Source organism: Bradyrhizobium denitrificans (assembly GCF_013179005.1).
GTDB lineage: Bacteria > Pseudomonadota > Alphaproteobacteria > Rhizobiales > Xanthobacteraceae > Bradyrhizobium > Bradyrhizobium denitrificans.
In genome coordinates this window covers 43,123-67,217 of the sequence record NZ_JABFDP010000035.1, presented here as the reverse complement: position 1 = coordinate 67,217, position 24,095 = coordinate 43,123, and the positions used below count along the sequence as shown (strand labels likewise).

Annotated in this window: 26 protein-coding genes; 8 read left to right on the top strand and 18 right to left on the bottom strand. The window is 65.0% G+C overall.

The genetic code is table 11. The features are described 5' to 3' along the window. Positions 1-246: 246 nt before the first annotated feature. The 4 genes from HL671_RS31785 to HL671_RS31770 all read left to right on the top strand — a co-directional run bounded on the left by HL671_RS31785 (position 247) and on the right by HL671_RS31770 (position 3,750). Entirely contained in the window at positions 247-978 is a 732-nt protein-coding gene (locus HL671_RS31785) for a sensor histidine kinase (protein ID WP_012044656.1), read from the top strand. After that, complete coding sequence (locus HL671_RS31780; protein ID WP_049795394.1) at positions 959-1,645, top strand: response regulator; 687 nt, start codon at positions 959-961, stop codon at positions 1,643-1,645. Before HL671_RS31785 ends, HL671_RS31780 begins: the two co-directional genes overlap by 20 nt. Before the next feature lie 453 nt (positions 1,646-2,098). Next, entirely contained in the window at positions 2,099-2,791 is a 693-nt protein-coding gene (locus tag HL671_RS31775; RefSeq protein ID WP_012044658.1) for a hypothetical protein, read from the top strand. A 104-nt stretch (positions 2,792-2,895) separates the two neighbouring features. After that, positions 2,896-3,750, top strand: coding sequence for a DUF7689 domain-containing protein (locus tag HL671_RS31770; protein WP_012044659.1), 855 nt, complete (start codon positions 2,896-2,898; stop codon positions 3,748-3,750). 108 nt (positions 3,751-3,858) lie between these two features. Here HL671_RS31770 and HL671_RS31765 read toward each other — a convergent pair whose 3' ends face one another. The 13 genes from HL671_RS31765 to HL671_RS31705 form a co-directional block, all read right to left on the bottom strand. Continuing rightward, positions 3,859-5,979 (bottom strand): sodium-translocating pyrophosphatase, encoded by a 2,121-nt coding sequence (locus HL671_RS31765; protein ID WP_012044660.1) that lies wholly within the window; start codon positions 5,977-5,979, stop codon positions 3,859-3,861. Between the two features lie 204 nt (positions 5,980-6,183). Then, complete coding sequence (thiL, locus tag HL671_RS31760) at positions 6,184-7,176, bottom strand: thiamine-phosphate kinase (protein ID WP_012044661.1); 993 nt, start codon at positions 7,174-7,176, stop codon at positions 6,184-6,186. Between the two features lie 258 nt (positions 7,177-7,434). Beyond that, a complete protein-coding gene (gene nusB, locus HL671_RS31755; protein WP_012044662.1) occupies positions 7,435-7,944 on the bottom strand; it encodes a transcription antitermination factor NusB in 510 nt (169 codons plus the stop codon). Between the two features lies 1 nt (position 7,945). Then, complete coding sequence (gene ribH / locus HL671_RS31750) at positions 7,946-8,437, bottom strand: 6,7-dimethyl-8-ribityllumazine synthase (protein ID WP_172242000.1); 492 nt, start codon at positions 8,435-8,437, stop codon at positions 7,946-7,948. Between the two features lie 180 nt (positions 8,438-8,617). After that, positions 8,618-9,226, bottom strand: a complete 609-nt coding sequence (locus HL671_RS31745) for a riboflavin synthase (protein ID WP_172241997.1) — start codon at positions 9,224-9,226, stop codon at positions 8,618-8,620. After that, positions 9,226-10,377, bottom strand: a complete 1,152-nt coding sequence (gene ribD / locus HL671_RS31740; protein WP_172241994.1) for a bifunctional diaminohydroxyphosphoribosylaminopyrimidine deaminase/5-amino-6-(5-phosphoribosylamino)uracil reductase RibD — start codon at positions 10,375-10,377, stop codon at positions 9,226-9,228. The genes HL671_RS31745 and ribD overlap by 1 nt, the downstream gene beginning before the upstream one ends. Next, entirely contained in the window at positions 10,374-10,859 is a 486-nt protein-coding gene (nrdR, locus tag HL671_RS31735; RefSeq protein WP_006612773.1) for a transcriptional regulator NrdR, read from the bottom strand. The genes ribD and nrdR overlap by 4 nt, the downstream gene beginning before the upstream one ends. A 14-nt stretch (positions 10,860-10,873) precedes the next feature. Beyond that, positions 10,874-12,178 carry a serine hydroxymethyltransferase gene (glyA, locus tag HL671_RS31730; protein ID WP_012044666.1) on the bottom strand — a complete coding sequence of 435 codons (1,305 nt, stop codon included), beginning with the start codon at positions 12,176-12,178 and terminating at the stop codon, positions 10,874-10,876. Positions 12,179-12,307: 129 nt separating this feature from the next. Further along, entirely contained in the window at positions 12,308-12,913 is a 606-nt protein-coding gene (locus HL671_RS31725; RefSeq protein WP_246706021.1) for a hypothetical protein, read from the bottom strand. Between the two features lie 31 nt (positions 12,914-12,944). Beyond that, the gene (locus HL671_RS31720) at positions 12,945-13,166 is read right to left on the bottom strand and encodes a hypothetical protein (protein ID WP_006612770.1); all 222 of its coding nucleotides are present in this window, start codon (positions 13,164-13,166) and stop codon (positions 12,945-12,947) included. Between the two features lie 18 nt (positions 13,167-13,184). Continuing rightward, positions 13,185-13,409 carry a hypothetical protein gene (locus HL671_RS31715; protein WP_012044668.1) on the bottom strand — a complete coding sequence of 75 codons (225 nt, stop codon included), beginning with the start codon at positions 13,407-13,409 and terminating at the stop codon, positions 13,185-13,187. A gap of 204 nt (positions 13,410-13,613) precedes the next feature. Further along, a complete protein-coding gene (ldtR, locus tag HL671_RS31710; RefSeq protein ID WP_006612768.1) occupies positions 13,614-14,126 on the bottom strand; it encodes a transcriptional regulator LdtR in 513 nt (170 codons plus the stop codon). Positions 14,127-14,486: 360 nt separating this feature from the next. Next, on the bottom strand, positions 14,487-14,954 hold the full coding sequence (locus HL671_RS31705; RefSeq protein ID WP_041750811.1) for a DUF6163 family protein: 468 nt from the start codon (positions 14,952-14,954) through the stop codon (positions 14,487-14,489). Positions 14,955-15,184: 230 nt separating this feature from the next. Here HL671_RS31705 and hemB point away from each other — a divergent pair, with 230 nt between their 5' ends. The 3 genes from hemB to HL671_RS31690 all read left to right on the top strand — a co-directional run bounded on the left by hemB (position 15,185) and on the right by HL671_RS31690 (position 17,779). Beyond that, positions 15,185-16,243: a porphobilinogen synthase gene (gene hemB, locus HL671_RS31700; RefSeq protein ID WP_012044670.1), complete on the top strand. Its 1,059-nt coding sequence runs from the start codon at positions 15,185-15,187 to the stop codon at positions 16,241-16,243. 125 nt (positions 16,244-16,368) lie between these two features. Continuing rightward, the gene (locus HL671_RS31695; protein WP_012044671.1) at positions 16,369-16,914 is read left to right on the top strand and encodes an RDD family protein; all 546 of its coding nucleotides are present in this window, start codon (positions 16,369-16,371) and stop codon (positions 16,912-16,914) included. A gap of 88 nt (positions 16,915-17,002) precedes the next feature. Beyond that, positions 17,003-17,779 (top strand): arginyltransferase, encoded by a 777-nt coding sequence (locus HL671_RS31690; RefSeq protein ID WP_012044672.1) that lies wholly within the window; start codon positions 17,003-17,005, stop codon positions 17,777-17,779. Positions 17,780-17,852: 73 nt separating this feature from the next. On the opposite strand, the gene HL671_RS31685 is transcribed toward HL671_RS31690, so the two are convergent. Further along, complete coding sequence (locus HL671_RS31685; protein ID WP_041750812.1) at positions 17,853-19,235, bottom strand: Nramp family divalent metal transporter; 1,383 nt, start codon at positions 19,233-19,235, stop codon at positions 17,853-17,855. A gap of 309 nt (positions 19,236-19,544) precedes the next feature. Here HL671_RS31685 and HL671_RS31680 point away from each other — a divergent pair, with 309 nt between their 5' ends. Next, entirely contained in the window at positions 19,545-20,771 is a 1,227-nt protein-coding gene (locus HL671_RS31680) for an MFS transporter (RefSeq protein ID WP_172241991.1), read from the top strand. Between the two features lies 1 nt (position 20,772). Here the strand turns inward: HL671_RS31680 and HL671_RS31675 are convergent, their stop codons facing one another. The 4 genes from HL671_RS31675 to dmeF all read right to left on the bottom strand — a co-directional run bounded on the left by HL671_RS31675 (position 20,773) and on the right by dmeF (position 23,982). Continuing rightward, positions 20,773-21,207 carry a universal stress protein gene (locus HL671_RS31675; protein ID WP_012044675.1) on the bottom strand — a complete coding sequence of 145 codons (435 nt, stop codon included), beginning with the start codon at positions 21,205-21,207 and terminating at the stop codon, positions 20,773-20,775. A 62-nt stretch (positions 21,208-21,269) separates the two neighbouring features. Beyond that, positions 21,270-22,544, bottom strand: coding sequence for an adenylate/guanylate cyclase domain-containing protein (locus HL671_RS31670; RefSeq protein ID WP_172241988.1), 1,275 nt, complete (start codon positions 22,542-22,544; stop codon positions 21,270-21,272). Between the two features lie 40 nt (positions 22,545-22,584). Next, entirely contained in the window at positions 22,585-22,989 is a 405-nt protein-coding gene (gene arsC, locus HL671_RS31665) for an arsenate reductase (glutaredoxin) (RefSeq protein WP_012044677.1), read from the bottom strand. A gap of 36 nt (positions 22,990-23,025) precedes the next feature. Next, on the bottom strand, positions 23,026-23,982 hold the full coding sequence (gene dmeF / locus HL671_RS31660; RefSeq protein ID WP_172241985.1) for a CDF family Co(II)/Ni(II) efflux transporter DmeF: 957 nt from the start codon (positions 23,980-23,982) through the stop codon (positions 23,026-23,028). Between the last annotated feature and the right edge of the window lie 113 nt (positions 23,983-24,095).

Below are 24,095 nucleotides of genomic sequence, written 5' to 3'. Positions count from 1 at the left end.
GCCACACATCACGGTTGCAGCGATGCTGCTTGATCTGCGGCTCAGCCGCAAAGACCAGCATGGTCTCTCTGCAACGCAGATAATTTGTTTCAATGTGAGTTGAAGCACCGACAACAATGGTAGTTGCCTGCGTCGGCACTGCCGAGAAGCGCGTGACATGTTGTCCGGTTGATTCGCGCATTGACGGCGATATTTTTTTACAGCAACCTATGAGTGTATTGACCGAGTATTTCAAGCTGGCGACCGATGATGCTCACCGGACGGACCAAGGCGATCGCGAGCGAGTTCGCGCCACCGGCGCATTCAGAGCCAGATGTTATTGAGATCGCCGATCGCGAACGGCGTCGCCTCGGACGTGAGCTGCACGACGGACTATGTCAGTCGCTGGCCGGTATCGCGGCGTTGACGGCAGCCTTGTCGCGCGACCTCGCGGCCAATGTCGGTCCCGGCCCGGCCGCGTCTGCCTCCGAAATCCTGCGGCTGCTGAACGAGGCGATCAGTGAAGCGCGCGATCTCGCACGCGGTCTTACGCCGGTCGCCGTCAGAGGCCGCAGCCTGGTCGATGCGCTTGGCGCTCTGGCACGCAATGTGAGCCGCGCGCACGGCACGCATTGCGTGTTGATCGACGACGGCCGATGTCCCAGCCTCCGCGGCGAGACAACAACGCACCTCGTCCGCATCGCTCAGGAAGCGGTGCGCAACGCGATCAGCCACGGCAAAGCCGACGAGATCGAGATCCGCCTGGACTGCCGCTGCAGCATGGCCGTGTTGAGCATCTGCGACCGGGGCGTCGGCCTTCCCGAAGATTTCAGAGATCGCGCCGGCCTCGGTTTGCATACGATGGAATACCGCGCCGACGCGATCGGCGGCGCGCTGAAGGTGGCTCCGCACCCCGTGCGCGGCGTGGTGGTCACCTGCGCGTTTCCGCTGCCGGCCCCTGCCGGGCATCGGGGGGCCGATGCCCAAATGCCCAACTGACGCGACCGGTGACGGTCGCAAGACGCTCCTCATCGTCGACGATCATCCGGTGCTGCGGCGAGGCCTCACCGCCCTCATCGAGTCCGAGCCCGGCCTCGTCGTCAACGGCTCGGTCGGCTCGCGCACCGCCGCATTCGCGGCCATCGAGGCCAGCCGCCCCGATCTCGTGATCGTCGATCTCATGCTCGACCGCGACGACGGTCTCGATCTCATCAAGGAGATCAAGACGCGTCACCCCGGCACGCGATCTCTCGTGCTGTCATTCTATGACGAAGCCGCCTATGCGGAGCGTGCGCTGGCCGCTGGCGCGCTCGGCTACGTCACCAAGCAGCAAATGGAGACAACCCTGCTGACGGCGATCCGTCGTGTGCTCAGCGGCGAGATCTACATGAGCGAGGCGCTGCAGCGGCGGCTTGCGGAGCGCTATGTCAGTGGCCATACGCTGGAGGCAACCTCCACCATGCGTGCGCTCAGCGACCGCGAATTGCAGGTCTTCCAGCTCGTCGGAGAAGGCCGCACGACGCGTCAGATCGCCGCCATGCTTGGCCGCAGCATCAAGACCATCGAATCCCATGTCGAGCACATCAAGAACAAGCTCGGCATCGAGAGCGCCGCCGAGCTGGCGCAGCGTGCGACGCAATGGGTCGAGACCGCGCGGAGAGGCTGACACTGTCGGCGCTGGCGCGCAGCCAATGCAACGCCCGGACATCATCGTAGCTGCGTCCCTGTCCGCTGCGCGGTCGCGGCCGGCACTCATCGCAACATCAACAATAAGCAAATGATCGGGCTCGATAGGGCCATTCGAACCGCCCTGCGAAGGGACGCGATCATACCCTCACGAAGCCTGAATCGCACCTCGCGCGGCTAAGCGAAACGCAGGCCGCATGGGAGATTCCCCCATCCGGAGAATCAGGATGCGCTCGCAGGCGAAATGGGGCGCCACCCCGATGTGTCCGCCCCCTCATCGGATGATCCTCAATCACGGCCTGGAAGCCGATCTGAGGCTGCCGGCCAGCGGGGACGAACATGACCCGAGCGCCATCGCGATCGCAACGATGATGTCTTGTTGTCCCAGCACCTGCATTTGCGAGCTGATCGATAGAAACGATGGAGAATGCTCATGACCCTTATTAGCTACGCCACGCCTCGCGACCTGCGCATTCAGAAGGCCATTTCACGAGTCGCAACCGAGGTCGATGCCACCGGCACGCCCTACTCGCTCAAGCTCATCAACAATTCGGCGTCTCCGTGGGTGTTCTACGTCTATCAGCAGCTGCCCAACCAGCAATCGGCGAACGTGTTTTCGCTGGCCTGGTTCGCCAGCCCCTACCAGATCGTCCCCGGCGCCAACATCACCTTCCAGTGGAGCATCGACTACACCTTCGTCTGGGGCCAGACCGGCACGATCCAGCCCGGCGTGACCTTCTCGGCGGGCCAGACCATAGATGCCGATCCGGCATCGGCCAACACCACCACGTTTTCGACCTCGCCTGGACCGAACCTCTCGCAAGCCGTGGCCGGGCCGCCGCAAGGCTCGCTGGTCATCAGTGACGCCGCCAACGTGCCCAACAACTCCTTCTCTGTCGGCATCGGCATGGGCAGCGCCGGCACCTTCGTGACCATGGCCGGCCCCAACCTCACCCACACATTCACTCCGACGCCGACCTACTGGATCGCCGCCGGCACCAATGTCCAGGTCGGAACGATCCTCGACATCACGACGGTGACGCAGAACCTCCAGGTCAAGTTCCCGGTGAATGTCTACGCCGTCACCTGCACGCTCAACAGCAGCAACCAGTGGACCCAGCAATAGCCCGGTCAGCCCGATGCGGCGGAGGGATTATCGCACCCTCCGCCGTTTCGGCGGCCGGACTTGCCGGCGCCGAAGACATCGCTTCCGCAGCAGGAGGAATCTTCATGTCACCCCGTCCACTCACGCCGCAAGAACAGGCTCAGATGCTCCATGATTTTCCGAACGCCAACGTCGCGGCGATGACGGTGCTCGGTCCGGCCTCGAGCACGTATAATTGCCTTGCATGGACCCTGAACATTCTCAATGCCTGGGTCTGGCCGTGGTCCAACCCGAATGTCAGCCGCGCGCAGTTCGACGCTCTCTATCAGGCCCACCACTACACGATCGCCGGCGGTCCGGTCGGCGGCCCCGGCGACGTCGCCGCCTATGGGATTTCGGTCAATGACATGACCCACGGCGCGGTCGTCTATGGCGGGCAATGGACCAGCAAGCTCGGGGCCTGGCTGCTGGTCTCGCACACGCTTGCCGATCTCGCAGGCCCCGGCTCGCTATACGGCTATGTCAATCGCTACTATGATTATCCGCACGCAAGCGCAAAATCGGCGCAGGGCGCCGTCGCGCAGGAGAGGCCGATGCTGCTAGATCCTCTGACCGACGCCGAAGAAACGCGGCTGAACCAGAAGGTGAAGCGCGTGCCGCAGGATCTCGTCAGCGAGTTCGACACCCGTTACAAGGCCTGGCGTGCCACCTGGTATGACGAGAACAACGCGATGTTCTCGAGCCCACAGATGCGGACCCGGTCGAACGAGTTCATGAATCTGATCACGATGGGACCCGACATCGTGCCGCTGCTGATGAAGCAGCTGCGTGACCCGGACCAGTTCTTTGCTCTCCAGGCGCTGGAGGTCTTCCTCGACCCTGCCCTCGTGTACCGTCCCGATCTCGACCACCCGGACGTGCTGAAGGGCGAACAGGCCCGGGCGCGGACGACGTTGAAGCGCTGGCTGATCTCCTGCTAGGTCACTTCACGCGCGTATCGGCGAGCGGTGCTCGCCGTGACGTAACCCGCAACGAAAAATCCCGCAGGCCTGCGCCTGCGGGATTTGTCCGATCGACTGATGCCGCGCTTAATGCGCGAGGATCGCCAGCAGCAGCAGCGCCACGATGTTGGTGATCTTGATCATCGGGTTGACCGCGGGGCCCGCCGTGTCCTTGTAGGGATCGCCGACGGTGTCACCGGTGACGGCCGCCTTGTGCGCATCCGAGCCTTTGCCGCCGAAGTGGCCGTCCTCGATGTACTTCTTGGCGTTGTCCCAGGCGCCACCACCCGAGGTCATCGAGATCGCGACAAAGAGACCGGTGACGATGACGCCGAGCAGCATGGCGCCGACCGCCGAGAACGCCGCCGATTTGCCGGCCGCGCCGCCGCCCGCGATCGCATAGATCAGGAAGTAGACGACGATCGGCGACAGCACCGGCAGCAGCGAGGGGATGATCATCTCCTTGATCGCCGCCTTGGTCAGCAGGTCGACAGCCTTGCCGTAGTCCGGCTTGTCGGTGCCCTGCATGATTCCCGGCTTCTCGCGGAACTGCCGGCGCACCTCCTCGACGATCGCGCCGGCGGCACGGCCGACCGCGGTCATGCCCATGGCGCCGAACAGATAAGGCAGCAGGCCGCCGAACAAGAGGCCGACCACCACGTAGGGATTGTTCAGCGAGAAGTCCGGCTTGATCCCCGCGAAATAGGGATGGTGCGCGGAGTCGGCGATGAAGAACTGCAGGTCCTGGTTATAGGCCGCGAACAGCACCAGCGCTCCGAGACCGGCGGAGCCGATCGCGTAGCCCTTGGTGACGGCCTTGGTGGTGTTGCCGACGGCGTCGAGCGCGTCGGTGGACTTGCGCACCTCCTTCGGCAGTCCGGCCATCTCGGCGATGCCGCCGGCATTGTCGGTGACCGGGCCGAAGGCGTCGAGCGCGACGATCATGCCGGCCAGCGCCAGCATCGTCGTGGTCGCGATCGCAATACCGAACAGGCCGGCGAGGCTGTAGGTGACCAGGATGCCGGCGATGATCACGATCGCGGGCAGCGCGGTCGCCTCCATCGAGATCGCCAGGCCCTGGATCACGTTGGTGCCGTGACCGGTGACCGAGGCCGCCGCGATCGACTTGACCGGACGGAAGTCGGTTCCGGTGTAGTATTCGGTGATCCAGATGATCAGGCCGGTGACGACGAGGCCGACGACGCCGCAGATGAACAAGGCGGTGCCGGTATAGTCGACGCCGTCGAGCTTGCCGAAGCCGATCAGCCAGGCGATGGCGATGGCAAGGCCGGCGAGCGAGAGCACGCCGGTCGCGATCAGGCCCTTGTACAGCGCGCCCATGATCGACTGGCTGGCGCCGAGCTTGACGAAGAAGGTGCCGGCGATCGAGGTGATGATGCAGATGCCGCCGATGGCGAGCGGCAAAGTCATCATGTTGGCGAGCAGCGACGATTTGGCGAAGAAGATCGCCGCCAGCACCATGGTGGCCACGGCGGTCACCGCATAGGTCTCGAACAGGTCGGCCGCCATGCCGGCGCAGTCACCGACATTGTCGCCGACATTGTCGGCGATGGTTGCGGGGTTGCGCGGATCATCCTCGGGGATGCCGGCTTCGACCTTACCGACGAGGTCACCGCCGACGTCGGCGCCCTTGGTGAAGATGCCGCCGCCGAGACGGGCGAAGATCGAGATCAGCGAGGCGCCGAAGCCGAGCGCGACCAGCGCATCGATCACGGTCCGGCTGTCGGGCGCGAGCTTCATGAATCCGGTGAGGATGCCGAAGTAGATGGTGACACCGAGCAGCGCGAGGCCGGCCACCAGCAGGCCGGTGATCGCGCCGGCCTTGAAGGCGAGCTCGAGGCCGCCGGCGAGCGAGGTGATCGCCGCCTGCGCGGTGCGGACGTTGGCACGCACCGACACGTTCATGCCGATGAAGCCGGCCGCGCCGGAGAGGATCGCGCCGATCGCAAAGCCGATCGCGACAAGCATGCCGAGGAAATAGGCCAGGAGCACGAAGATCACGACGCCGACAATTCCGATCGTCGTATATTGGCGGCGGAGATAGGCCTGCGCGCCCTCACGCACGGCAGCCGCAATTTCCTGCATCCGCGCATTGCCGGCGTCGGCGCTGAGCACGGATTGTGTGGCCCAGATCGCATAGACGATCGACAGCGCTCCGCAGAGCACGATCACCCATAAAGCTGACATTTAGTTTCCTCGGCTCTTTGCTTTTTCTAACTACGACACGCCGCGGTTGTGCGACGCACGCCCCCTTGTCAGGCCGCCCCGGGCGGAGCCGCCTCGAACGTCCCAGACCTTGCCAAAATCGCCATCATGACGCAACGCCGCGACGCCTGAACCGCTCCAAATTCAGACGCTTCTTTGGTCGCAATGTGCGGTTGCGAATAGATGTCAGAAGTGGCTGTAGGACCGCTGTTTCAAGACGACCGGACGCCCCTGCTCATCCAGGAAGCGCGGCACGTCGGGTCCTTCGACGATGACCCCGATGTCGGTGACAGCCACGCCAGCCGCTCCGGCCGCAGCGCAAAAAGCGGCGCATCGCGCTGCGGGAACAGTGCAGACGATCTCATAATCGTCGCCGCCGGAGATCAGGCCTTCAAGCTGGTGATAGCCCGCCGTCACAAGCTTTGCCGCTGCTGATGAGATCGGCACCTGCGACAAAGCGATGTCGGCACTCACGCGCGACGCGGCGCAGAGCTTGGAAAGATCCCCCGCGAGGCCGTCGGAGACATCCATCGAGGCGGTCGCAAACTCCCTCACCGGCACAGCTAACAAGTGACGCGGCTGCGGCACGCGATAGCGGCCGATCAGCATATCCCGCGCGGCGGGATCGCCGGCCAGGGCGGCAGCCGCCGGCCCGCCCTTCGACACGGCAAGCCCGAGCATCGCGTCGCCGATCGTTCCCGTGACCCAGACCCGATCGCCGGGGCGGGCGCCGAAGCGGTGCACCATCCGCCCCTTGGGCACCCGGCCCCAAGCCGTGATCGAGATCATCACCGGACCAGGCGTCGACACCGTGTCGCCGCCCAGAAGCGGGCAGCCGAAGGCTGCGGCGTCCTCGCCGAGCCCGCGCGCGAAGGCACTGAGCCAGGCTTCGTCCTTCTGTCGCAGTGCTAGGGTTAGAACAAAGCCGGCCGGGACGGCGCCTTTGGCGGCAAGATCGGACAGGTTCACCCGCAACGCCTTGCGCGCGATGGTGTCGGGCGGATCATCGGGCAGATAATGGACGCCTTCGACGATGGCGTCGGTGTTGACGACCAGATCGTCACCATCGGCAGGAATGATGGCGGCGTCATCGACCAGGCCGAAGGCGCCAGGGTCGGTCGCCAGCGGCTTGAAGTAGCGCGCGATCAGGGAGTCTTCGCCCGAGGGCTGGTGGGTCATGCGCTCGTTCCCCACGTTCCACTGTCATCGCCCGGCTTGCCGCCTTCGCTAAAGCTACGGCGCGCCCTTGTATCAGTCGTCGCGTCGAAGCCGGCAGGCGAAGACGGGACCGGGCGATCCAGCACGCCGCGGCCTCTCGGTACCCTTGCGACGCCTCTGGGATACTGGATCACCCGCTTTCGCGGGTGATGACGGTCGAATGAACAAACTGGGAGGGCTCCGGTCCGCAACGATCCTGGTGCGCCCCACCCCATCGCGCTACTTCGGCCCCATCTCGTCGGCGCGATACTGCCGCGCCAACTGCTCCAGCACGGCATTGACCATGCCGGTCTCGTCGCGCTCGACGAAGGCATGGGCGATGTCGACATATTCGGACACCACGACCTTCGCCGGCACGTCCTTGCGGCGCTCCAACTCGTAGGCGCCGGCGCGCAACACGGCGCGCAGGATGGCCTCGATCCGCTGCAGCGGCCAGCCGCGCTCCAGCGCAGTGTCGAGAACGGGATCGATCTTGGTCTGGTCGCGCACCACGCCGGAGACGATGTCGCGGAAGAAGGCCGCCTCGGCGGGCAGATACTGCTCGCCCTCGACCTCGCTGCCGAGCCAATGGCTCTCGAACTCGGCCAGCACGTCATTGATGCCAGCGCCGGCAATGTCCATCTGGTAGAGCGCCTGCACGGCGGCGAGTCGCGCCGCACCGCGGCGGTTGGCCTTGCGGTCGTTGGCTCTGACCGGGCCCCTGAACGGCTTGTTGCTGCTCTCGGCCATGTCAGCCTCGCGCCAGACGGCGTTTGATGCGCAGCACGGCGAGCGCGGCGCGGGCGGCATCGCCGCCCTTGTTCATCTCCGAGACCCGGGCGCGCGCCCAGGCCTGGTCTTCATTGTTGACCGTCAGGATGCCGTTGCCGAGCGGCAGGCCGCGCGCCACCGACAGGTCCATCAGCGCCCGCGAGGATTCCTGCGACACGATCTCGAAATGAATGGTGTCGCCGCGAATGACGCAGCCGAGCGCGATCGCCAGGTCATAGGGCTTGCCGTGCTGTGCGGCCGCATCGAGCGCGATCGCGATGGTCGCCGGGATTTCCAGCGAGCCGGTCACGGTCAGGACATCATAGCCCACGCCGGCCGCCTTCAGCTCGGCGGTGGCGCCTTCGAGCATTGCATCCTGGATGTCGTCGTAGAAGCGGGCCTCCACGATCAGCGCCCGGGCGCCGGTGATGTCGGTCTGGTCTTTGAGCGGCGCGCGCCGTGCGTCTGCCATGGTTCTGTTTCCATTGTCACAGGTGACTCACCCTGAGGAACGGCGCTTTCGCCGCGTCTCGAAGGGGAAGATGAAATCGGCCTCGCGGATCGGGGCGTGCTGCGCCGCCTCACCGTGAGGGCTGGCCTTGTAGGCGTGACAGCCGGCAAAGCCAAGACTGAAAGGCCCCTGGCGGGGGCGTTACTTCATTTCCGTGAGGCGCGCGGCGTAGCGCGCCATCAGATCGACCTCGATATTGACGTCGCTGCCGGCCTGCCAGGACGACAGCGTGGTGACCGAGAGCGTATGCGGAATGATGAGGACCGAAAAGGTCAGATCGTCCACGGTGTTGACCGTGAGCGAGACGCCGTCGAGGGTGATCGAGCCCTTGGTCGCGATGAAGCGCGCCAGCTCACGCGTCGTCTTGAAAACGAACCGCGCCATGTCCGGCAGGTTCTCGCGGCTGACGATGGTGGCGATGCCGTCGACATGGCCCGAGACGATGTGGCCGCCGAGCTCGTCGCCGATCTTCAGCGCCCGCTCCAGGTTCAGCCTGGTGCCGACGCGCCAGTGCCTGGCGGTGGTCAGCGCCAGCGTCTCGGCGGCGGCATCGACCTCAAACCAGGTCTTTCCATCTGATACGCCGGACTGCACAACTGTAAGGCAGACGCCATTGTTGGCGATCGACGCGCCATCGGCGATGGTCGCCTGATCATAGCTGCAGGCGATGCGCAGCCGGTGCAGCTTGCCTTCGGTCCGCGGCGTCAGGCTGACGATCTCGCCGATGTCGGTGACGATGCCGGTGAACATTACGTGCGCTCGTAAATCGTGAGGATGTCGGGATCGAGCGGTTCGCTAGCACGAACGCGATAGGCCGGCGACTGCGTGATTGCGGTCAGCGGCAATGCGTCCAGCGCAGCGATTCCGTCGGCGCCAATCTCGCCGGCCCCCCGCAGGAGCCAGATTTCATCGACCAGGCCGCTTTGCATGAAAGAAGATGCTACGCGGCTGCCGCCCTCGATCATCAAGCGGGTGATGCCTTTGTCGGCGAGCGCTTTCAGCACCGCCGGCGGCTCCAGCACCGATGGTTCAACCTGCGGCGGAACGCGGATCACCTGCGCGCCAGCAGCGCCGAGCTTGGTCGCCGCCGCGGGCTCCGCCACCGCGGAGGCGATCATCCAGAGCGGCGTGGTCCGCGCGCTCTGCACCAGGCGGCTGGTCATCGGAAGCCGCAGCATCGGATCGAGCACCACGCGCACCGGCGAGCGGGCCTCCATGCCCGGCAGCCGGCAGGTCAGCAGCGGATCGTCGGCAATCGCCGTGCGCACCCCGATCAGGATGGCATCGCTCTGGGCGCGCAACAGATGCACGCGCGTGCGGGCCGCCTCGCCGGTAATCGCGACCGGCTTATTGCCGGCGGCTGCGATCTTGTCGTCCGCGGAGACGGCCAGCTTCAGGATCACGTGCGGCCGGCCTTCGCGGATGCGGCGGAAAAATCCGGCATGGTCGCGCTTGGCGTCCGCCGAGCACAGGCCGACTTCGACCTGGATGCCGGCGGCCCGGAGTCGCGCATGGCCCTGCCCCGAGACCTCCGGATTGGGATCCTCGATCGCCGACACGACGCGGCTGATGCCGGCCGCAATGACCGCGTCGGCGCAAGGTGGCGACTTGCCGAAATGCGAGCACGGCTCGAGCGAGACATAGAGCGTGGCGCCCTTGGCGGCCGCGCCGGCGCGCCGGAGCGCCTCCGGCTCGGCATGCGGCCGGCCTCCTGGCTGCGTCCAGCCGCGGCCGACGATGACGCCGTCCTTCACCACGACGGCGCCGACGGCCGGATTGGGCCAGGTTCGCCCCTGCCCGCGCCGGCCGAGCGCGAGCGCCAGCTGCATGAAGCGGCGGTCAGCGTCCTTCTGCGCCTTCAGCTTCTCGCCGACCTGATCGACCAGGACCCGGAAGATCATTTGCGAACCGGCGCCAGGCGCGGAGCTTCGTCCTCTGCGGAGAGCTCGCCGAGCACGGCCTCGAAATCCTTGGCCTCGCGGAAATTGCGATAGACCGAGGCGAAGCGGACATAGGCGACATCGTCGAGATCGCGCAGATGCTCCATCACGATCTCGCCGATCGCCTCCGAGGACACTTCCGATTCACCGCCGCTCTCGAGCTCGCGCACGATCGCCGACACCATCTTCTCGACCCGCTCCGGATCGACCGAGCGCTTGCGCAATGAGATCTGCACCGAGCGCATCAGCTTGTCGCGGTCGAACGGCACGCGGCGGCCGTTGCGCTTGATGACGGTGAGTTCGCGCAGCTGCACCCGCTCGAAGGTCGTGAAGCGGAAATTGCAGGTGACGCAGACCCGCCGCCGCCGGATCACCGAGGAATCCTCGGTGGGACGGGAGTCCTTCACCTGCGTATCGAGGCTGTTGCAGCTCGGGCAGCGCATCGTGGCGTCAAGCCTTACTGATAGATCGGGAACCGGTCGGTCAGCGCCTTCACCTTGGCCTTGACCGCGGCTTCCACCAGCGGCGCGCTGCCGTCCGGCGCCTGCGCGATCGCATTCAGAACCTCGGCGATCAGGCTGCCGACCTGCTGGAACTCGGCGACACCGAAGCCGCGGGTGGTCGCGGCGGGGGTGCCGAGCCGCAGGCCCGAGGTGACGAACGGCTTTTCGGGGTCGAACGGGATGCCGTTCTTGTTGCAGGTGATGCCGGCGCGGACCAGCGCCTTCTCGGAGACGTTGCCCTTCAGCCCCTTCGGCCGGAGATCGACCAGCATCAAATGATTGTCGGTGCCGCCGGAGACGATGTCGAAGCCCTGCGCGCGCAGCGATTCCGCCAGCGCCTTCGCATTCTCGACGATGTTCTTCGCGTAAGTCTTGAACTCCGGCCGCAGCGCCTCGGCAAACGCCACCGCCTTGGCCGCGATCACGTGCATCAGCGGGCCGCCCTGCAGGCCCGGGAAGATCGCCGAGTTCAGCTTCTTGGTGAACTGCTCGTCGTTCCACAGGATCAGGCCGCCGCGCGGGCCGCGCAGCGACTTGTGGGTGGTGGTGGTGACGATGTGAGCATGCGGCACCGGCGAGGCATGCGCGCCGCCGGCGACCAGGCCGGCGAAATGCGCCATGTCGACCAGCAGATAGGCGCCGACGTGGTCGGCGATCTCGCGGAAGCGCTTGAAGTCCCACGGGCGCGAATAGGCGCTGCCGCCGGCGATGATCAGCTTCGGCTTGACCTCCTCGGCCTGCTTTGCCACCGCGTCCATGTCGATCAGATGGTCGTCGCGACGAACGGTGTAATGCGCGGCCTTGAACCACTTGCCGGACATGTTGACCGGCGAGCCGTGGGTCAGATGGCCGCCGGCGGCGAGGTCGAGGCCCATGAAGGTGTCGCCAGGCTGCAGCAGCGCCAGGAACACGGCCTGGTTCATCTGGCTGCCGGAGTTCGGCTGGACGTTGGCGAAATTGGCCCCGAACAGCTTCTTGGCGCGGTCGATCGCGAGGTTCTCGGCGACGTCGACCCATTCGCAACCGCCATAATAGCGCGCGCCCGGATACCCTTCGGCGTATTTGTTGGTCATCACCGAGCCCTGGGCCTCAAGGACCGCCCGGCTGACGATGTTTTCCGAGGCGATCAGTTCGATTTCGTGCCGTTGCCGACCGAGTTCACCCTTGATGGCGGCGGCGATCTCGGGATCGGCCTCGGCCAAAGTGGCGGAGAAGAAGGAATCGACTGACGAGGCGGGCTTGGCGCTGGAAGCGGTCATCGGCGGAATATCTCCACGTCCGCAAGACCTTAAGTGGCCTGCGGTCGGTTCAGTGAAGGCGGTCGGAAAGATCTCCTGCCCTTACCATACGGACGGCGGCAGGCCAAGGGACAGGCCAGCCGTTGCGGGTCATCCTGGGTCATTATGCCAGATATGGTGGACGGGCGGCAGAGCAAGTCCGGTCCCACAGGCCCCGCCGCAGCAGTGCCAGCTTTCCGACATCTGCCACGTGTCCTTGGTCCGGAGATTGGTCGCCTTGTAGATTCGTCCCCGATCATCGCCGGGCGGGCACTTCTTCGGCTTCCAGACGGTGCAAAGACGCACACGATCGCCCAGTCTGGAGTGGACCACGCCGGCGTTCCACTCCGCACCGATCTGCTCCGCGCCGTTTTGTTCGTAGGTCCCTTGATCCATCAGGGGTTCACCATCCTCGTCGAGCTTTTCCCTCAACTTGAATCGGGTGGGAGACAAGGGCTTCTCGCCGCGATCAGAGATTTTCGTGGTCGTCGTCTCAGCGCAGGCGCCAATCTTCCCCAGCACCTTCCACTCTTTCGTGAACTGCGGTGCAGCGACCGTTTCAGCTGTGCTCGTCGACCGGCTCGACTGTGCGCATATCAAAGCCAAAGTCACCGCCGTACCGACGGCGCGAGGCGCAAACGCATCGCTTCCCCCCGAAAACAAACAACCTGCATGAAACCGGATGGTCTCATACAGGTTGTCGGTATCATGAGGCAAGCGCGCAGCGCGAGCAACCTTGCGATCTATCTCACAGTCCGGTGTAGCCCGCCTTCACCGGATCGACGCGCCCATCGAGTTGACGCAAGTAAGTCAGGCCGCACACCGTCAGGCGATGCGGGTCCCGCTCACCGGCTTCGAACAGAGTCTGGATGTAGGCGCTGACCTTCCGGCGCGCCTCCTCGCTGGCCGCAGCCGTGCGGTTCGCCAGCAGGTCATAAGTGTGCATGATGCGATCGATGGCGGCTTCCATATCATCCCCTCTTGATGGTCAGGCCGACTGGGCCATCTCGAACATCGAGATGGCCTTGTTCGCGAGCCTGAGCTTGTTGAACTCTCCGCGGTGAACCAGCTGAACGATGATGTCGACGAGCCGTTCGTCCGGCGCGATGGTGTCAGGCATCGCCCCCGACAGGCGCAGATAGTTGGCCGCGATCGCGTAGGCGTCGCCGACCAGCTCCACGTTCATGATCTGCATTCCGTGATCGTGCAGCATGATGCGACCTCCGGCAGGGACAAGTCCGGACGGCGTGAATGGTTCCAGTTCGGAACGACTGTTTCTCGCAACAGCGAATGATCGGACGCGCGCGCAAAGAAAAAGCGCCGGCCCGATCGGGCCGACGCGAAATCGAACTCAGATGATGATCAGCTCTCCGGTCTCTATCGTCGACGCCGGCTCAGCCGAAACGAGGTGAACGCCTCAGAGGCGATACAGGATCTGGTCGGTCCAGAACCGCTCGAGACGATGCAGCGACTTGTTGAGCGTGGAGAACTCCTCGCTCGAAATGCCGCCGACCTGCTCCACGGTCTTGACGTGCTTCTGATACAGCGCGTCGACGATGCGGCGGATCTCCTGCCCTTGCGGCGTCAGGCGGATGCGGACCGAGCGGCGATCAACGCGGGAGCGCTGGTGATCGAGGAAGCCAAGCTCGACCAGCTTCTTGAGATTGTAGGAGACGTTGGAGCCGAGATAATAGCCGCGCGTGCGCAACTCGCCCGCGGTCAGCTCCTTGTCGCCGATGTTGTACAGCAGAAGCGCCTGCACAGAGTTGATGTCGGAACGACCGCGCCGATCGAACTCGTCCTTGATGACGTCGAGCAGGCGGCGATGCAGCCGCTCCACCAGCGTCAGGGCTTCCAGATAGAGCGACTGCACGGTGCCGCCCTGGCCGGGCGCAGCAGTCTCCACGGCCGTCGCAACGGCTTTCATCATGACACTTCCCCTGTCGTCGTTTTTGTCGACTTATTCGACGAAACTTTTGTCCCGTCTGATAGAACGAACTTAAGGGGGGTGCTTTGAAGATCGCCTTAAATAAGAGCATAAAGAGAGAATGAATCGCGGAGAGTGAATCCTCTTTTAAGCCTGTAAATACAGCAGCTTTTGCAAGTATCCGTTGACGGTCGATGCGCGATGTTCGCGCTCTGTTTCACCCCCCTGTTGCATTCCAAAACAGGTGAGCTTGCCGCCGCTAAGGTCTGTGTAACAGCTGTGGCAAGCGATCTTAAGGTGTTCGAAACATTACTTGCATCGCGCTGAGAAGATTTACAACGTGCAACAAATTTACCGCACCACCTATGGTGGACGCTCGCGCGCAGCCATCCAGGCCAGCACCAGATAGGCGGCGAGCATGACCGCCTCGCCCGCGACCACCAGCAGGCTGCCGCCATAGATTCCCGGGAACATCAGCTCGATCACCGCCATGGACACGACCGTGGTGAGCCACACCACCGCGCCCCAGGGGGTGGCCAGCCACAGGCCGACGGCGGCGACGAGTTCGATGACCGCGAAATAGACCGTCGCCGCCTGCCAGGCCATGGCCTGGTTCTCGAACGCGTCGTCCTCGCCGCCGATGAACCCGGTCACCTGGGCCCAATGGTAGAGCCCCTTGGCAATCGACAGCATGGCCATGACCCGCAGGAACAGCACGAGGCGGCGGGTCCAGATATTCTCGTCGCTGTCACGCCGCTCCGAGGACAGGGCCGCGACCGACATGGCGGCGTTGTCGCGGGCCAGATCTCTCGCCGAAGGGATCTCAGGCATAGCGGCTCGGCGGGATGGGGCGCGTCATCAAGGGGATCATAAGGGTTCTCAAGATCAGGAGAATGGCGATTCTGGGCCGGCTGGGGACCGTGAAACCAACCGGGCGGCAAATCAACTGGGCAGCTTGCGTCAGGTCAAGTGACGAGGCGCGCGCAAGGTGATAGACATTGTTGGAATTACAACAAATCAAATCCTCCGGCTCGCCGGCCAGCTCAAGGAGCCAGCACCCCATGGCGATCAAATTCGGGCGCCCGATCGACCTGCGCGACGTCGCGCGCACCACCGCGACTCAGCCGGCGCTCGATCTGACCATTCGTCCCCGCCGCAACCGCAAGGCCGAGTGGGCGCGTCGGCTGGTGCGCGAGAACGTGCTTACGACCGACGACCTGATCTGGCCGCTGTTCGTTGTCCAGGGCGACCGGACCCGCAGCACGGTCGCCTCCATGCCGGGCGTGGAACGGCTGAGCGTCGACGAGATCGTGCGCGATGCGGAACGCGCTGCCAAGCTCGACATTCCCTGCATCGCGCTGTTCCCCTATACCGAGCCGTCGCTGCGCGACGAGCACGGCTCCGAAGCCTGCAACCCCGACAATCTGGTCTGCCAGGCGGTGCGCGCGATCAAGCAGGAATTCCCGGACATCGGCGTGCTGTGCGACGTCGCGCTCGACCCGTTTACCAGCCATGGCCATGATGGCCTGATCAAGGATGGCCGGATCCTGAACGACGAGACCGTCGCGGTGCTGGTGCGCCAGGCTTTGGTCCAGGCCGAAGCCGGCTGCGACATCATCGCGCCATCGGACATGATGGACGGCCGGGTGGGAGCCATCCGCCAGGCGCTCGACCAGGCCGGCTTCCTCGATGTGCAGATCATGGCCTATGCGGCCAAATATGCCTCCGCCTTCTACGGCCCGTTTCGCGATGCGATCGGCTCGGCCAAGACGCTGACCGGCGACAAGCGCACCTATCAGATGGACAGCGCCAACACCGACGAGGCGCTGCGCGAGGTCGAACTCGACATCGCCGAGGGCGCCGACATGGTGATGGTGAAGCCGGGCATGCCCTATCTCGACGTTGTCAGGCGCGTGAAGGACACGTTCAGCATGCCGACCTTCGCCTACCAGGTGTCGGGCGAATACGCGATGATCGCGGCGGCGGCGAATAATGGCTGGATCGACGGTGACCGGGCGATGATGGAGAGCCTGCTCGCGTTCAAGCGCGCCGGGGCCGATGGCGTGCTCACTTATTTCGCACCGCAAGCGGCCGAGCGGCTTCGCCAGCAGCATCGCTGACCAACGCGTCTCGCGCGCCACGACGCGAAAACGCCAGAAATTCGCCGCGGAGTGTCCAAGGATCGCCTCTTGCAAGCGCCGCCGGGGTTCCCATGTCCTCGTTGCCAATTTGGGAGGATGCATCGATGGCGTATACGGACCCCGGCAGAGGTGGCTGGTCCAGCGGCGGCGCCGAGATTCGCCCGCACGCCTATGATCCCTATCAACAGCCGGAGCTGTTTCGCGGCGTGCTGACCCGGCGCATGATCGCGTTCCTGATCGACCTGCTCGTGCTCGCGGTCCCCGTGATCCTGGCCGTGATCTTCATCGCGGTGTTCGGCCTGGTCACGCTCGGTCTCGGCTGGGCACTGTTCTGGCTGGTGTCGCCGGCCTCGGTGATCTGGGCGATCGTCTATTACGGCGCCACCATCGGCGGTCCGAACTCGGCGACGATCGGCATGCGGATCATGGATCTGGAGTTGCGGACCTGGTACGGCGCGCCCGGCTACTTTGTGCTCGGTGCGGTGCACGCGGTGTGCTTCTGGATCTCGGTGTCCGTGCTCTCGCCTTTCGTGCTGCTTGTCGGACTGTTCAACGGACGCCGGCGACTGCTCCACGATTTCGTGCTCGGAACCGTGGTGATCAACACCTCCGTGCGGGCGCAACTCGCTCAACCCGCCCGCACCTGGTGAGAGCTGACGTGGCGCATCAAAAGCGATTGACCGGCCGCCTTCGGAGCGCAATTCTGTTCACGATCGCCTCGGAGGCTCGCGACGTTCCTTGACCCAGCATTCGCGTGACACCCCGCAATTCTATCTCACCGCGCCGTCGCCCTGTCCGTATTTGCCCGGGCGACAGGAGCGCAAGGTGTTCACGCATCTGGTCGGTGACAAGGCGACCGATCTCAACGACCTTTTGACCCATGGCGGTTTCCGCCGCAGCCAGTCGATCGCCTATCGGCCAGCTTGCGACCAGTGCCGGGCCTGCGTATCGGTCCGCGTGATTGCCAATGAATTCCGCCCTTCGCGCAATTTCCGCAAGGTGCTCGCGCGCAATTCGGATCTGGTCGGCGAGCAGCGCAGCGCCGTGCCGACCTCGGAACAATATTCGATCTTCCGCAGCTATCTCGATCAACGCCATCGCCATGGCGGCATGGCCGACATGACGGTGCTCGACTACGCCATGATGGTCGAGGACAGCCATGTCGAGACGCGAATCATCGAGTACCGCCGCCGCAATCTGAGCAACGGCCCGAACGCCAGGGGTGGTGAGTTGATCGCGGTCGCCCTGACCGACGTGCTCAGCGACGGGCTGTCGATGGTCTATTCCTTCTTCGACCCATCCGAGACCACGCGCTCGCTCGGCACCTTCATGATCCTCGACCACATCGCGCGCGCCCGGCGCCAGGGGCTGCCTTACGTCTATCTCGGCTACTGGATCGAGGGCTCGAAGAAGATGGACTACAAGAGCCGCTATCTGCCGCAGCAGCGGCTGGCGGCGGCCGGTTGGCTGCGCGTGGATGACGAGGGCCACACGGCGCCGGAGCCGCAGGAGTGAGAGGGCGAGTAGCGAATAGGGAGTAGCGCACTTCGAATCGCCCTCTTCGCTACTCCCTATTCGCCATTCGCCCCTATCCCGTCGCCAGATCCCACACCAGCTTGGCATTCAGCCCGATGATGGCTATCGCGATCACGGTTGCGATCGCCGTGAGCCAGCGCGGCGCGACGAACGGTCCCATCTTGGCGCGGCTCGCCGTGATCAGGACCAGCGGCACAACGGCGAACGGCAGTTGCAGGCTGAGCACGACCTGACTGAGGATCAACAGCTGCCCCGTCGCCTTCTCGCCGGCCCAGATCGTCACCACCACGGCCGGCACGATCGCGATCATGCGCGTGATCAGCCGGCGCAGCCATGGTGCAATGCGCCAATGCAGAAAGCCTTCCATCACGATCTGCCCGGAGAGGGTCGCGGTGATCGTCGAATTCAGACCGCAGCACAACAGCGCGATCGCGAACAGGGTCGGAGCCAGCGTCGAGCCCAGCAGCGGTGCCAGGAAGGAATGCGCCTGATCGAGCTCGGCCACGTCATGCTGGCCGGTGCGGTGGAACGTCGCCGCGGCAAGGATGAGGATCGAGGCGTTGATGGTCAGCGCCAGGCACAACGCGATCGTGGAGTCGATCGTCGACAGCGTGATCGCCTCGCGCTTCTCCTTGAGACTGTCGCCATAGCCGCGGGTCTGGACCAGACCGGAATGCAGGTAGAGATTATGCGGCATCACCGTCGCACCGAGAATGCCCAGCGCCAGATAGAGCATCTCCGGATTGGCGAGCAGCTGCCCGCTCGGAACGAAACCCTTGATCACTTGCGCCCAGTCCGGCTGCGCCATGGCGATCTGGATCGCAAAGCACAGCGCGATGATGCCGAGCAGCGCGACCACGAAGGCCTCGATCCAACGGAAGCCGAAGGCCTGCAGCGCCAGGATCAGAAAGACGTCGAGCGCCGTGACGCAGACGCCGATCGACAGTGGCAGTCCGAACAGCAGGCTGAGACCGATCGCCGTACCGATCACTTCGGCAAGGTCGGTCGCCGTGATCGCGATTTCCGCCGACAGCCACAGCGGCACGGATACCCAGCGCGGCGTGGAGTCGCGGCAGGCCTGGGCAAGGTCCCGGCCGGTGCCGACGCCAAGCCGCGTGCACAGCGATTGCAGCACGATCGCCATGATGTTGGACAGCAGCGCGACCGAGAGCAGCACGTAGCCGAACTTGGACCCGCCGGCGAGCGAAGTGGCCCAGTTGCCCGGATCCATGTAGCCGACCGCGACCAGATAACCCGGGCCGAGAAAGGCGACCAGTTTGCGCCAGAGCGACCCCTTGGCGCTGGTGCGCACTGATGCGAACATGTTCCCCAGCGAGGGGTCGCCCCGCTCGCCGCGCCAGCCGCCTCGGGCATGGCCGTCGCTCGTCGAGGCCATGGCGTGCACAGGAGAGAGGTCTGACGGTTTTGCGTCCATGGCATTATCCTGAACGAAACAGACGTTTAATGCAACTTATTTGCAAGAGCAGACATTTCCGGGGCAGTTCGGCAACGGGGACCGGAGATACCTCGATACCATGATGCTGCCGATCGATCATGGCCGCTCCGCCGGTTGATGTCGGCGCAGCCGTTCGCACCTCCCCCGGCGCATTGCGACGAGGCCCTTGCCGCGACGGCAGTCGGGCGGCCGCTTGGGACGACTGCTGCGGCGCGGTCGGAAACCGGGTGGGCGCGCTGATTTCCCAAGTCGATGATGGCCAGGCAACATCACGTCAGGTTCCTTGTCATGCATCGCACGCCCGCCCTTCCCACAGGCTTTCATCGCCTCGCCTGGTCCAACCTCGTCGCGCAATCGGCCGAGCAGATCGCGCTCGCCGCCGCGCCGATCGTTGCGGTGCTTGCGCTCGGCGTTGGTGAGGGCGAGACAGGCCTGCTGCAGATGGCGCTGACCGCGCCCTTCGTGCTGTTCGCCATTCCGGCTGGCCTGCTCGCCGACCGCATGCCGCGACGGCTGCTGATGGCCTCGGCAGAGGCGCTGCGCGCGCTCGCTCTGCTCACGATCGTCCTGGCGTTTGCCAGCGGCATGCTGACGCTGCCGCTGCTGGCTGCGCTCGGCTTCACGGCGGTGTGCGGCACGGTCGTGTTCAGCGTGGCGGCGCCGGCCTTGGTGCCAAGCCTGGTGGCTCCGGCCCATCTCGCCACTGCGAATGCCAGGATCGAGCTCGCCCGCACCGTCGCCTTCGCCGCCGGGCCCGCGCTCGGCGGCATGCTGGTCGGCTGGATCGGCGGAGTTCCCGCCTTCGGCTGCGCCGCGGTGTTGTCGCTGATCGCGGCGCTGTGCCTCGCCGGCCTCGGCGAGCCCGTTCGCGCGCCAGCGCCCAGCCGCCACCCGCTCGCCGACCTCAGCGAGGGCGCGGCCTTCGTGTTGCGTCATCCGCTGCTGCGACCGGTGTTCGTGACCCAGTTCATCTTCAATACCGCGCATTTCCTGCTGCTGGCCGTGTTCGTGCCCTATGCGGTGCATCGGCTCGGCCTGGCGGCCGGCGGCATCGGCACAGTGCTGTCGATGTTCGGCGTCGGCATGGTGTGCGGCGCGCTGCTGGCAACGCGCGTCCTGCGGCTTCTCCCGTTCGGCACTGTGATCGGGCTCGGCCCCGTCACCGGCTTCGCCGCGGCGCTGGTGATGGCGCTGACCACGATCGTCCCCTCCCCTTTGCTGGCGGCGCTCAGCTTCTTCCTGCTCGGCGCGGGGCCGATCCTCTGGGTGATCTCGACCACCACGCTGCGGCAGTCGGTGACGCCGGCGGGATTGCTCGGGCGCGTCTCCGCCATCAACATCCTGAGCTACGGCGCCCGTCCGCTGGGCTCGCTGCTCGGGGCGATCATTGGCGGCCGCTACGGCGCCGACGCTTGCCTCTACGTCGCCGCCGCGATCTTCGGCCTGCAGGCCCTGGTCATCCTGACCTCGCCGGCGATCGCGATCCCGCAGCAGCCCGCCCCACAGCCGGCCTAATCTAGCGGTAGACCAGGATCGGCACGGTCGAATGCGTCAGCACCTTCAAGGTCTCGCTACCGAGAATCGCCGAGACGCCGCGCAGGCCATGCGAGGCCATCAGCACCAGGTCGCAATCCTCGTTGCGCGCCGCGTCAACGATCGCCTCATAGGGTTTGTCATGCTCGACGCAGAGCGTGGAACAGGCGACGCCGGCCTGCTCCGCATCCTCTTTTACATGGTCGAGATATTTCGCGGTCTGATCCGCGACCAGCGACTTGTATTGCGCCAGCGCCTTGGTGGCGGCGTGCGGATCGACCACCAGCGAATGCAGCGGCGTCGACACCACCAGCGCGGTGATCTTGGCGCCAGTGGCCTTCGCGAGCGCGACGCCGTGCTTGATCGCGGCCTTGGACAGATCGGAACCGTCGGTCGGAAGCAAGATATGCGTGTACATGAGCGTCATCTCCCCGGCTTCCGATGCTGGGCAGACTCGAGGCTGGCGGGCATTGACGTGGGTCAAGGGTGCGACAACTCGTCCGCCAGGTAGTTCTCATAGGCCTTGGTCGCGGGCCTGCTCGCCGCGATCTCCGGATCGAGCGTGAACAGGTCCTGCGCGCGGCCAATGCCCCGCAGCGCATAGCGACCGGTCGACACCAGGTAGCGGCGCCCCTCAGGATCAAGCCCCTCGCAGAACTCCGACGAGGCCAATAGCTCGCGATCGACGGAGCGGCACATCGAGGCGATGCGGCTGACCTCGTTGACGGCGGGCCCGACAACGGTGAAGTCGAGCCGGTCCTCGCTGCCGATATTGCCATAGAACACTTCGCCGACATGCAGGCCGACATAGGCCGAGGTGACGGGCCGTCCTTCGCCCGTGCGACGGGCATTGAGCCTGGCGATATTGAGCCGGAATCGATGCTCGGCGCGCAGCGCGGCCTGGCGGGCTGCGCTCATGTCGCCGCCGGCAAAGATCGCCAGCACGCCGTCACCGATCAGCTTCAGCACGTCGCCACCGGCTTCATAGATCGCGTCGATCGACGCCTCGGCGTAGTCGTTGAGCAGCGGAATGATCTCGTCGGGAGCGATGCTCTCGGAGATCGCGGTCGAGCCGCGCAGGTCGGAGAACCAGAGCACCGCATTGATGCGCTCGGTGACACCGCGGGAGATGCGGCCGCGCAGCACCTGCTCGGAGGCGTCGCGGCCGAGATAGACCCGTCCCAAGGTGCGCACGATGTCGACCTGCTGGGCGGACTTGATGGTCAGCGCAAGCAACGGAATCAGGTCGCGGAGCGCGGCCAGCTGCAGCTCGGTGAAGCCGCCGTCACGCCGGGTCAGCCAATAGGAATAGAAGCAGTCCATCTGGCCCAGCGTTCCGGCCTCGCCGAACCGGTGCACGAAGGCCAGGAAGTGCCGATGCCCTCTGGCCGACAGATCATGGATCATGTTGAAGTCGAGATGCGCACAATCGGTCAGATCGATGCTGAGCTCGTCATGTCCCTTCTCCAGCATGTGGTGGAACACCGAGCGCCGCCAATTCTGCGCCGCCTCGCCGTCATTGCTGGAGCCATATTCGAAACTGTCGGACTCGTTGGTGGCGATCTCGTTCCAGCGAAAGCCACGTCCTTCGAAGATCGGATGCAATGTGTCGATGAAGGCGAGGCCGCGCGACAGATCGAGCCCGGCAGCGCGGCAGCGCTCGCAGAAGCCGCGCAGAATATCGTTCTCGGCGACGCCGGTGAGGCTCTGGGCGACGAGCCAGTTGATCAGATCGAGGCGGGCCGCGATATCCATGCTTTCAACTCACCGACGCGTTCAACGTGCAAGCGCCTGATCAGGCAGGCCAGGTCACCCGCTCGCCATCCTCCTTGGTGAACGACGTGACCGGATGATCGAGCAGGTCGAGAACGAGTTCCGAAGGACGGCACAGACGCGCGCCCTTGCCGGTCACCACGATCGGCCGGTTGATCAGGATCGGATGCGCCAGCATCGCCTCGATCAGCTGATCGTCGGTCCATTTGGGATCGCCGAGCCCGAGCGCGGCATAGGGCGTGCCCTTCTCGCGCAACACGTCACGCACCTTCACTCCCATGGCATTGATGAGCGCAATCAGTTGCTCCCAACTCGGGGGCGTCTTGAGATATTCGATCACCTCTGGCTCCTCGCCGGACGCGCGGATCATCGCCAGCGTGTTGCGCGACGTGCCACAGGCGGGATTATGATAGATCGTCACAGGCATCGGGGCAGTCCATCCATGTATTGCAAGGGGCTGTTATCAGACATGCAGGCCGTGCTCCACCTCGACGGTGACGTGGCTCAGCCCATGCAGATCCGTCAGGCGCTTTTTGTATATCGCCGGCGCCAGAGGGGTCTTAGAAACGATCGAAACGACCACGGCGCGGTGACCGGGCCCGACCTGCCAAAGGTGCAGATCGGTGACACGGTCGCCGCCCGCCTCCAGCCGAGCCCGGATCGTGGCCTCGAGCCTGCGATCGGCATTGACGTCCAGCAGCACTGCGCCGGCATCGCGGATCAGTCCATACGCCCAGCTGGCGATGACGGCGCTGCCGACGACGCCGACGGCGGCATCCGCCCAGGCCCAGCCCAGATACATGCCGATCAGCAGGGCCGCGATGGCCAGCAGTGAAGTCGCCGCATCCGCCAGCACGTGGAGATAGGCGGCGCGCAGATTGTTGTCGTGGTGATGGTGGTGATGCTCGCGGTCGCCGTGGTCATGATGATGTTCGGCGTGATGGTGATGACCGTGATGATGCGGGTGCGAATCGGCCAGCAGCCAGGCGCTGAGGAGATTGATGAGGAGACCCAGGATCGCGACGGCGATCGCCTCGCCATAGGCGATCGGCTCCGGGCGCAACAGCCGGATCACGCTCTCATAGGCGACCTGGAGCGCGATGATCAGCAGAATGATCGCGCTCGAAAAGGCGGCCAGTTCGCCGAACTTGCCGGTCCCGAAGCTGAACGACGAATTGCGCGCGTGCCGGCGGGCAAAGAGATAAGCCAGCCCGGCGATCCCGAGCGCCGCCGCATGCGTGCCCATGTGCCAGCCGTCGGCGAGCAGCGCCATCGATCCGAACAGCGAGCCGGCAGCGAGCTCGCCGGCCATCATCACCAGGGTCAGGCCGACCACGAACCAGGTGCGGCGCTCGTTGCGCTCGTGCTGGGCGCCCAGGAAGACGTGATCATGCGCCCAATGATCGGCTTGTGAGGGCATCGCCCGTTCTCCTCGTTTCACCCGCATCGCTCTCGGCGCGACCCGAGTGGCGCGGCAGCGACGTTACCATAGAGCCGGACGACTGCGCCGCACCGCGATTGACAGCGCAATTC

What these genes read in the sequence shown, in the direction of transcription:
- ldtR (WP_006612768.1), bottom strand. Translation starts at nt 14,126, where the DNA reads ATGATGAAAGCCGTTGCGACGGCCGTGGAGACTGCTGCGCCCGGCCAG.
- HL671_RS31715 (WP_012044668.1), bottom strand. Translation starts at nt 13,409, where the DNA reads ATGCTGCACGATCACGGAATGCAGATCATGAACGTGGAGCTGGTCGGC.
- HL671_RS31765 (WP_012044660.1), bottom strand. Translation starts at nt 5,979, where the DNA reads ATGTCAGCTTTATGGGTGATCGTGCTCTGCGGAGCGCTGTCGATCGTC.
- HL671_RS31680 (WP_172241991.1), top strand. Translation starts at nt 19,545, where the DNA reads ATGCATCGCACGCCCGCCCTTCCCACAGGCTTTCATCGCCTCGCCTGG.
- HL671_RS31785 (WP_012044656.1), top strand. Translation starts at nt 247, where the DNA reads ATGATGCTCACCGGACGGACCAAGGCGATCGCGAGCGAGTTCGCGCCA.
- HL671_RS31780 (WP_049795394.1), top strand. Translation starts at nt 959, where the DNA reads ATGCCCAAATGCCCAACTGACGCGACCGGTGACGGTCGCAAGACGCTC.
- HL671_RS31770 (WP_012044659.1), top strand. Translation starts at nt 2,896, where the DNA reads ATGTCACCCCGTCCACTCACGCCGCAAGAACAGGCTCAGATGCTCCAT.
- nusB (WP_012044662.1), bottom strand. Translation starts at nt 7,944, where the DNA reads ATGGCCGAGAGCAGCAACAAGCCGTTCAGGGGCCCGGTCAGAGCCAAC.
- dmeF (WP_172241985.1), bottom strand. Translation starts at nt 23,982, where the DNA reads ATGCCCTCACAAGCCGATCATTGGGCGCATGATCACGTCTTCCTGGGC.
- nrdR (WP_006612773.1), bottom strand. Translation starts at nt 10,859, where the DNA reads ATGCGCTGCCCGAGCTGCAACAGCCTCGATACGCAGGTGAAGGACTCC.
- HL671_RS31685 (WP_041750812.1), bottom strand. Translation starts at nt 19,235, where the DNA reads ATGGACGCAAAACCGTCAGACCTCTCTCCTGTGCACGCCATGGCCTCG.
- ribD (WP_172241994.1), bottom strand. Translation starts at nt 10,377, where the DNA reads ATGATCTTCCGGGTCCTGGTCGATCAGGTCGGCGAGAAGCTGAAGGCG.
- arsC (WP_012044677.1), bottom strand. Translation starts at nt 22,989, where the DNA reads ATGCCTGTGACGATCTATCATAATCCCGCCTGTGGCACGTCGCGCAAC.
- HL671_RS31675 (WP_012044675.1), bottom strand. Translation starts at nt 21,207, where the DNA reads ATGTACACGCATATCTTGCTTCCGACCGACGGTTCCGATCTGTCCAAG.
- glyA (WP_012044666.1), bottom strand. Translation starts at nt 12,178, where the DNA reads ATGACCGCTTCCAGCGCCAAGCCCGCCTCGTCAGTCGATTCCTTCTTC.
- HL671_RS31775 (WP_012044658.1), top strand. Translation starts at nt 2,099, where the DNA reads ATGACCCTTATTAGCTACGCCACGCCTCGCGACCTGCGCATTCAGAAG.
- ribH (WP_172242000.1), bottom strand. Translation starts at nt 8,437, where the DNA reads ATGGCAGACGCACGGCGCGCGCCGCTCAAAGACCAGACCGACATCACC.
- HL671_RS31695 (WP_012044671.1), top strand. Translation starts at nt 16,369, where the DNA reads ATGGCGTATACGGACCCCGGCAGAGGTGGCTGGTCCAGCGGCGGCGCC.
- HL671_RS31720 (WP_006612770.1), bottom strand. Translation starts at nt 13,166, where the DNA reads ATGGAAGCCGCCATCGATCGCATCATGCACACTTATGACCTGCTGGCG.
- HL671_RS31705 (WP_041750811.1), bottom strand. Translation starts at nt 14,954, where the DNA reads ATGCCTGAGATCCCTTCGGCGAGAGATCTGGCCCGCGACAACGCCGCC.
- HL671_RS31670 (WP_172241988.1), bottom strand. Translation starts at nt 22,544, where the DNA reads ATGGATATCGCGGCCCGCCTCGATCTGATCAACTGGCTCGTCGCCCAG.
- thiL (WP_012044661.1), bottom strand. Translation starts at nt 7,176, where the DNA reads ATGACCCACCAGCCCTCGGGCGAAGACTCCCTGATCGCGCGCTACTTC.
- hemB (WP_012044670.1), top strand. Translation starts at nt 15,185, where the DNA reads ATGGCGATCAAATTCGGGCGCCCGATCGACCTGCGCGACGTCGCGCGC.
- HL671_RS31745 (WP_172241997.1), bottom strand. Translation starts at nt 9,226, where the DNA reads ATGTTCACCGGCATCGTCACCGACATCGGCGAGATCGTCAGCCTGACG.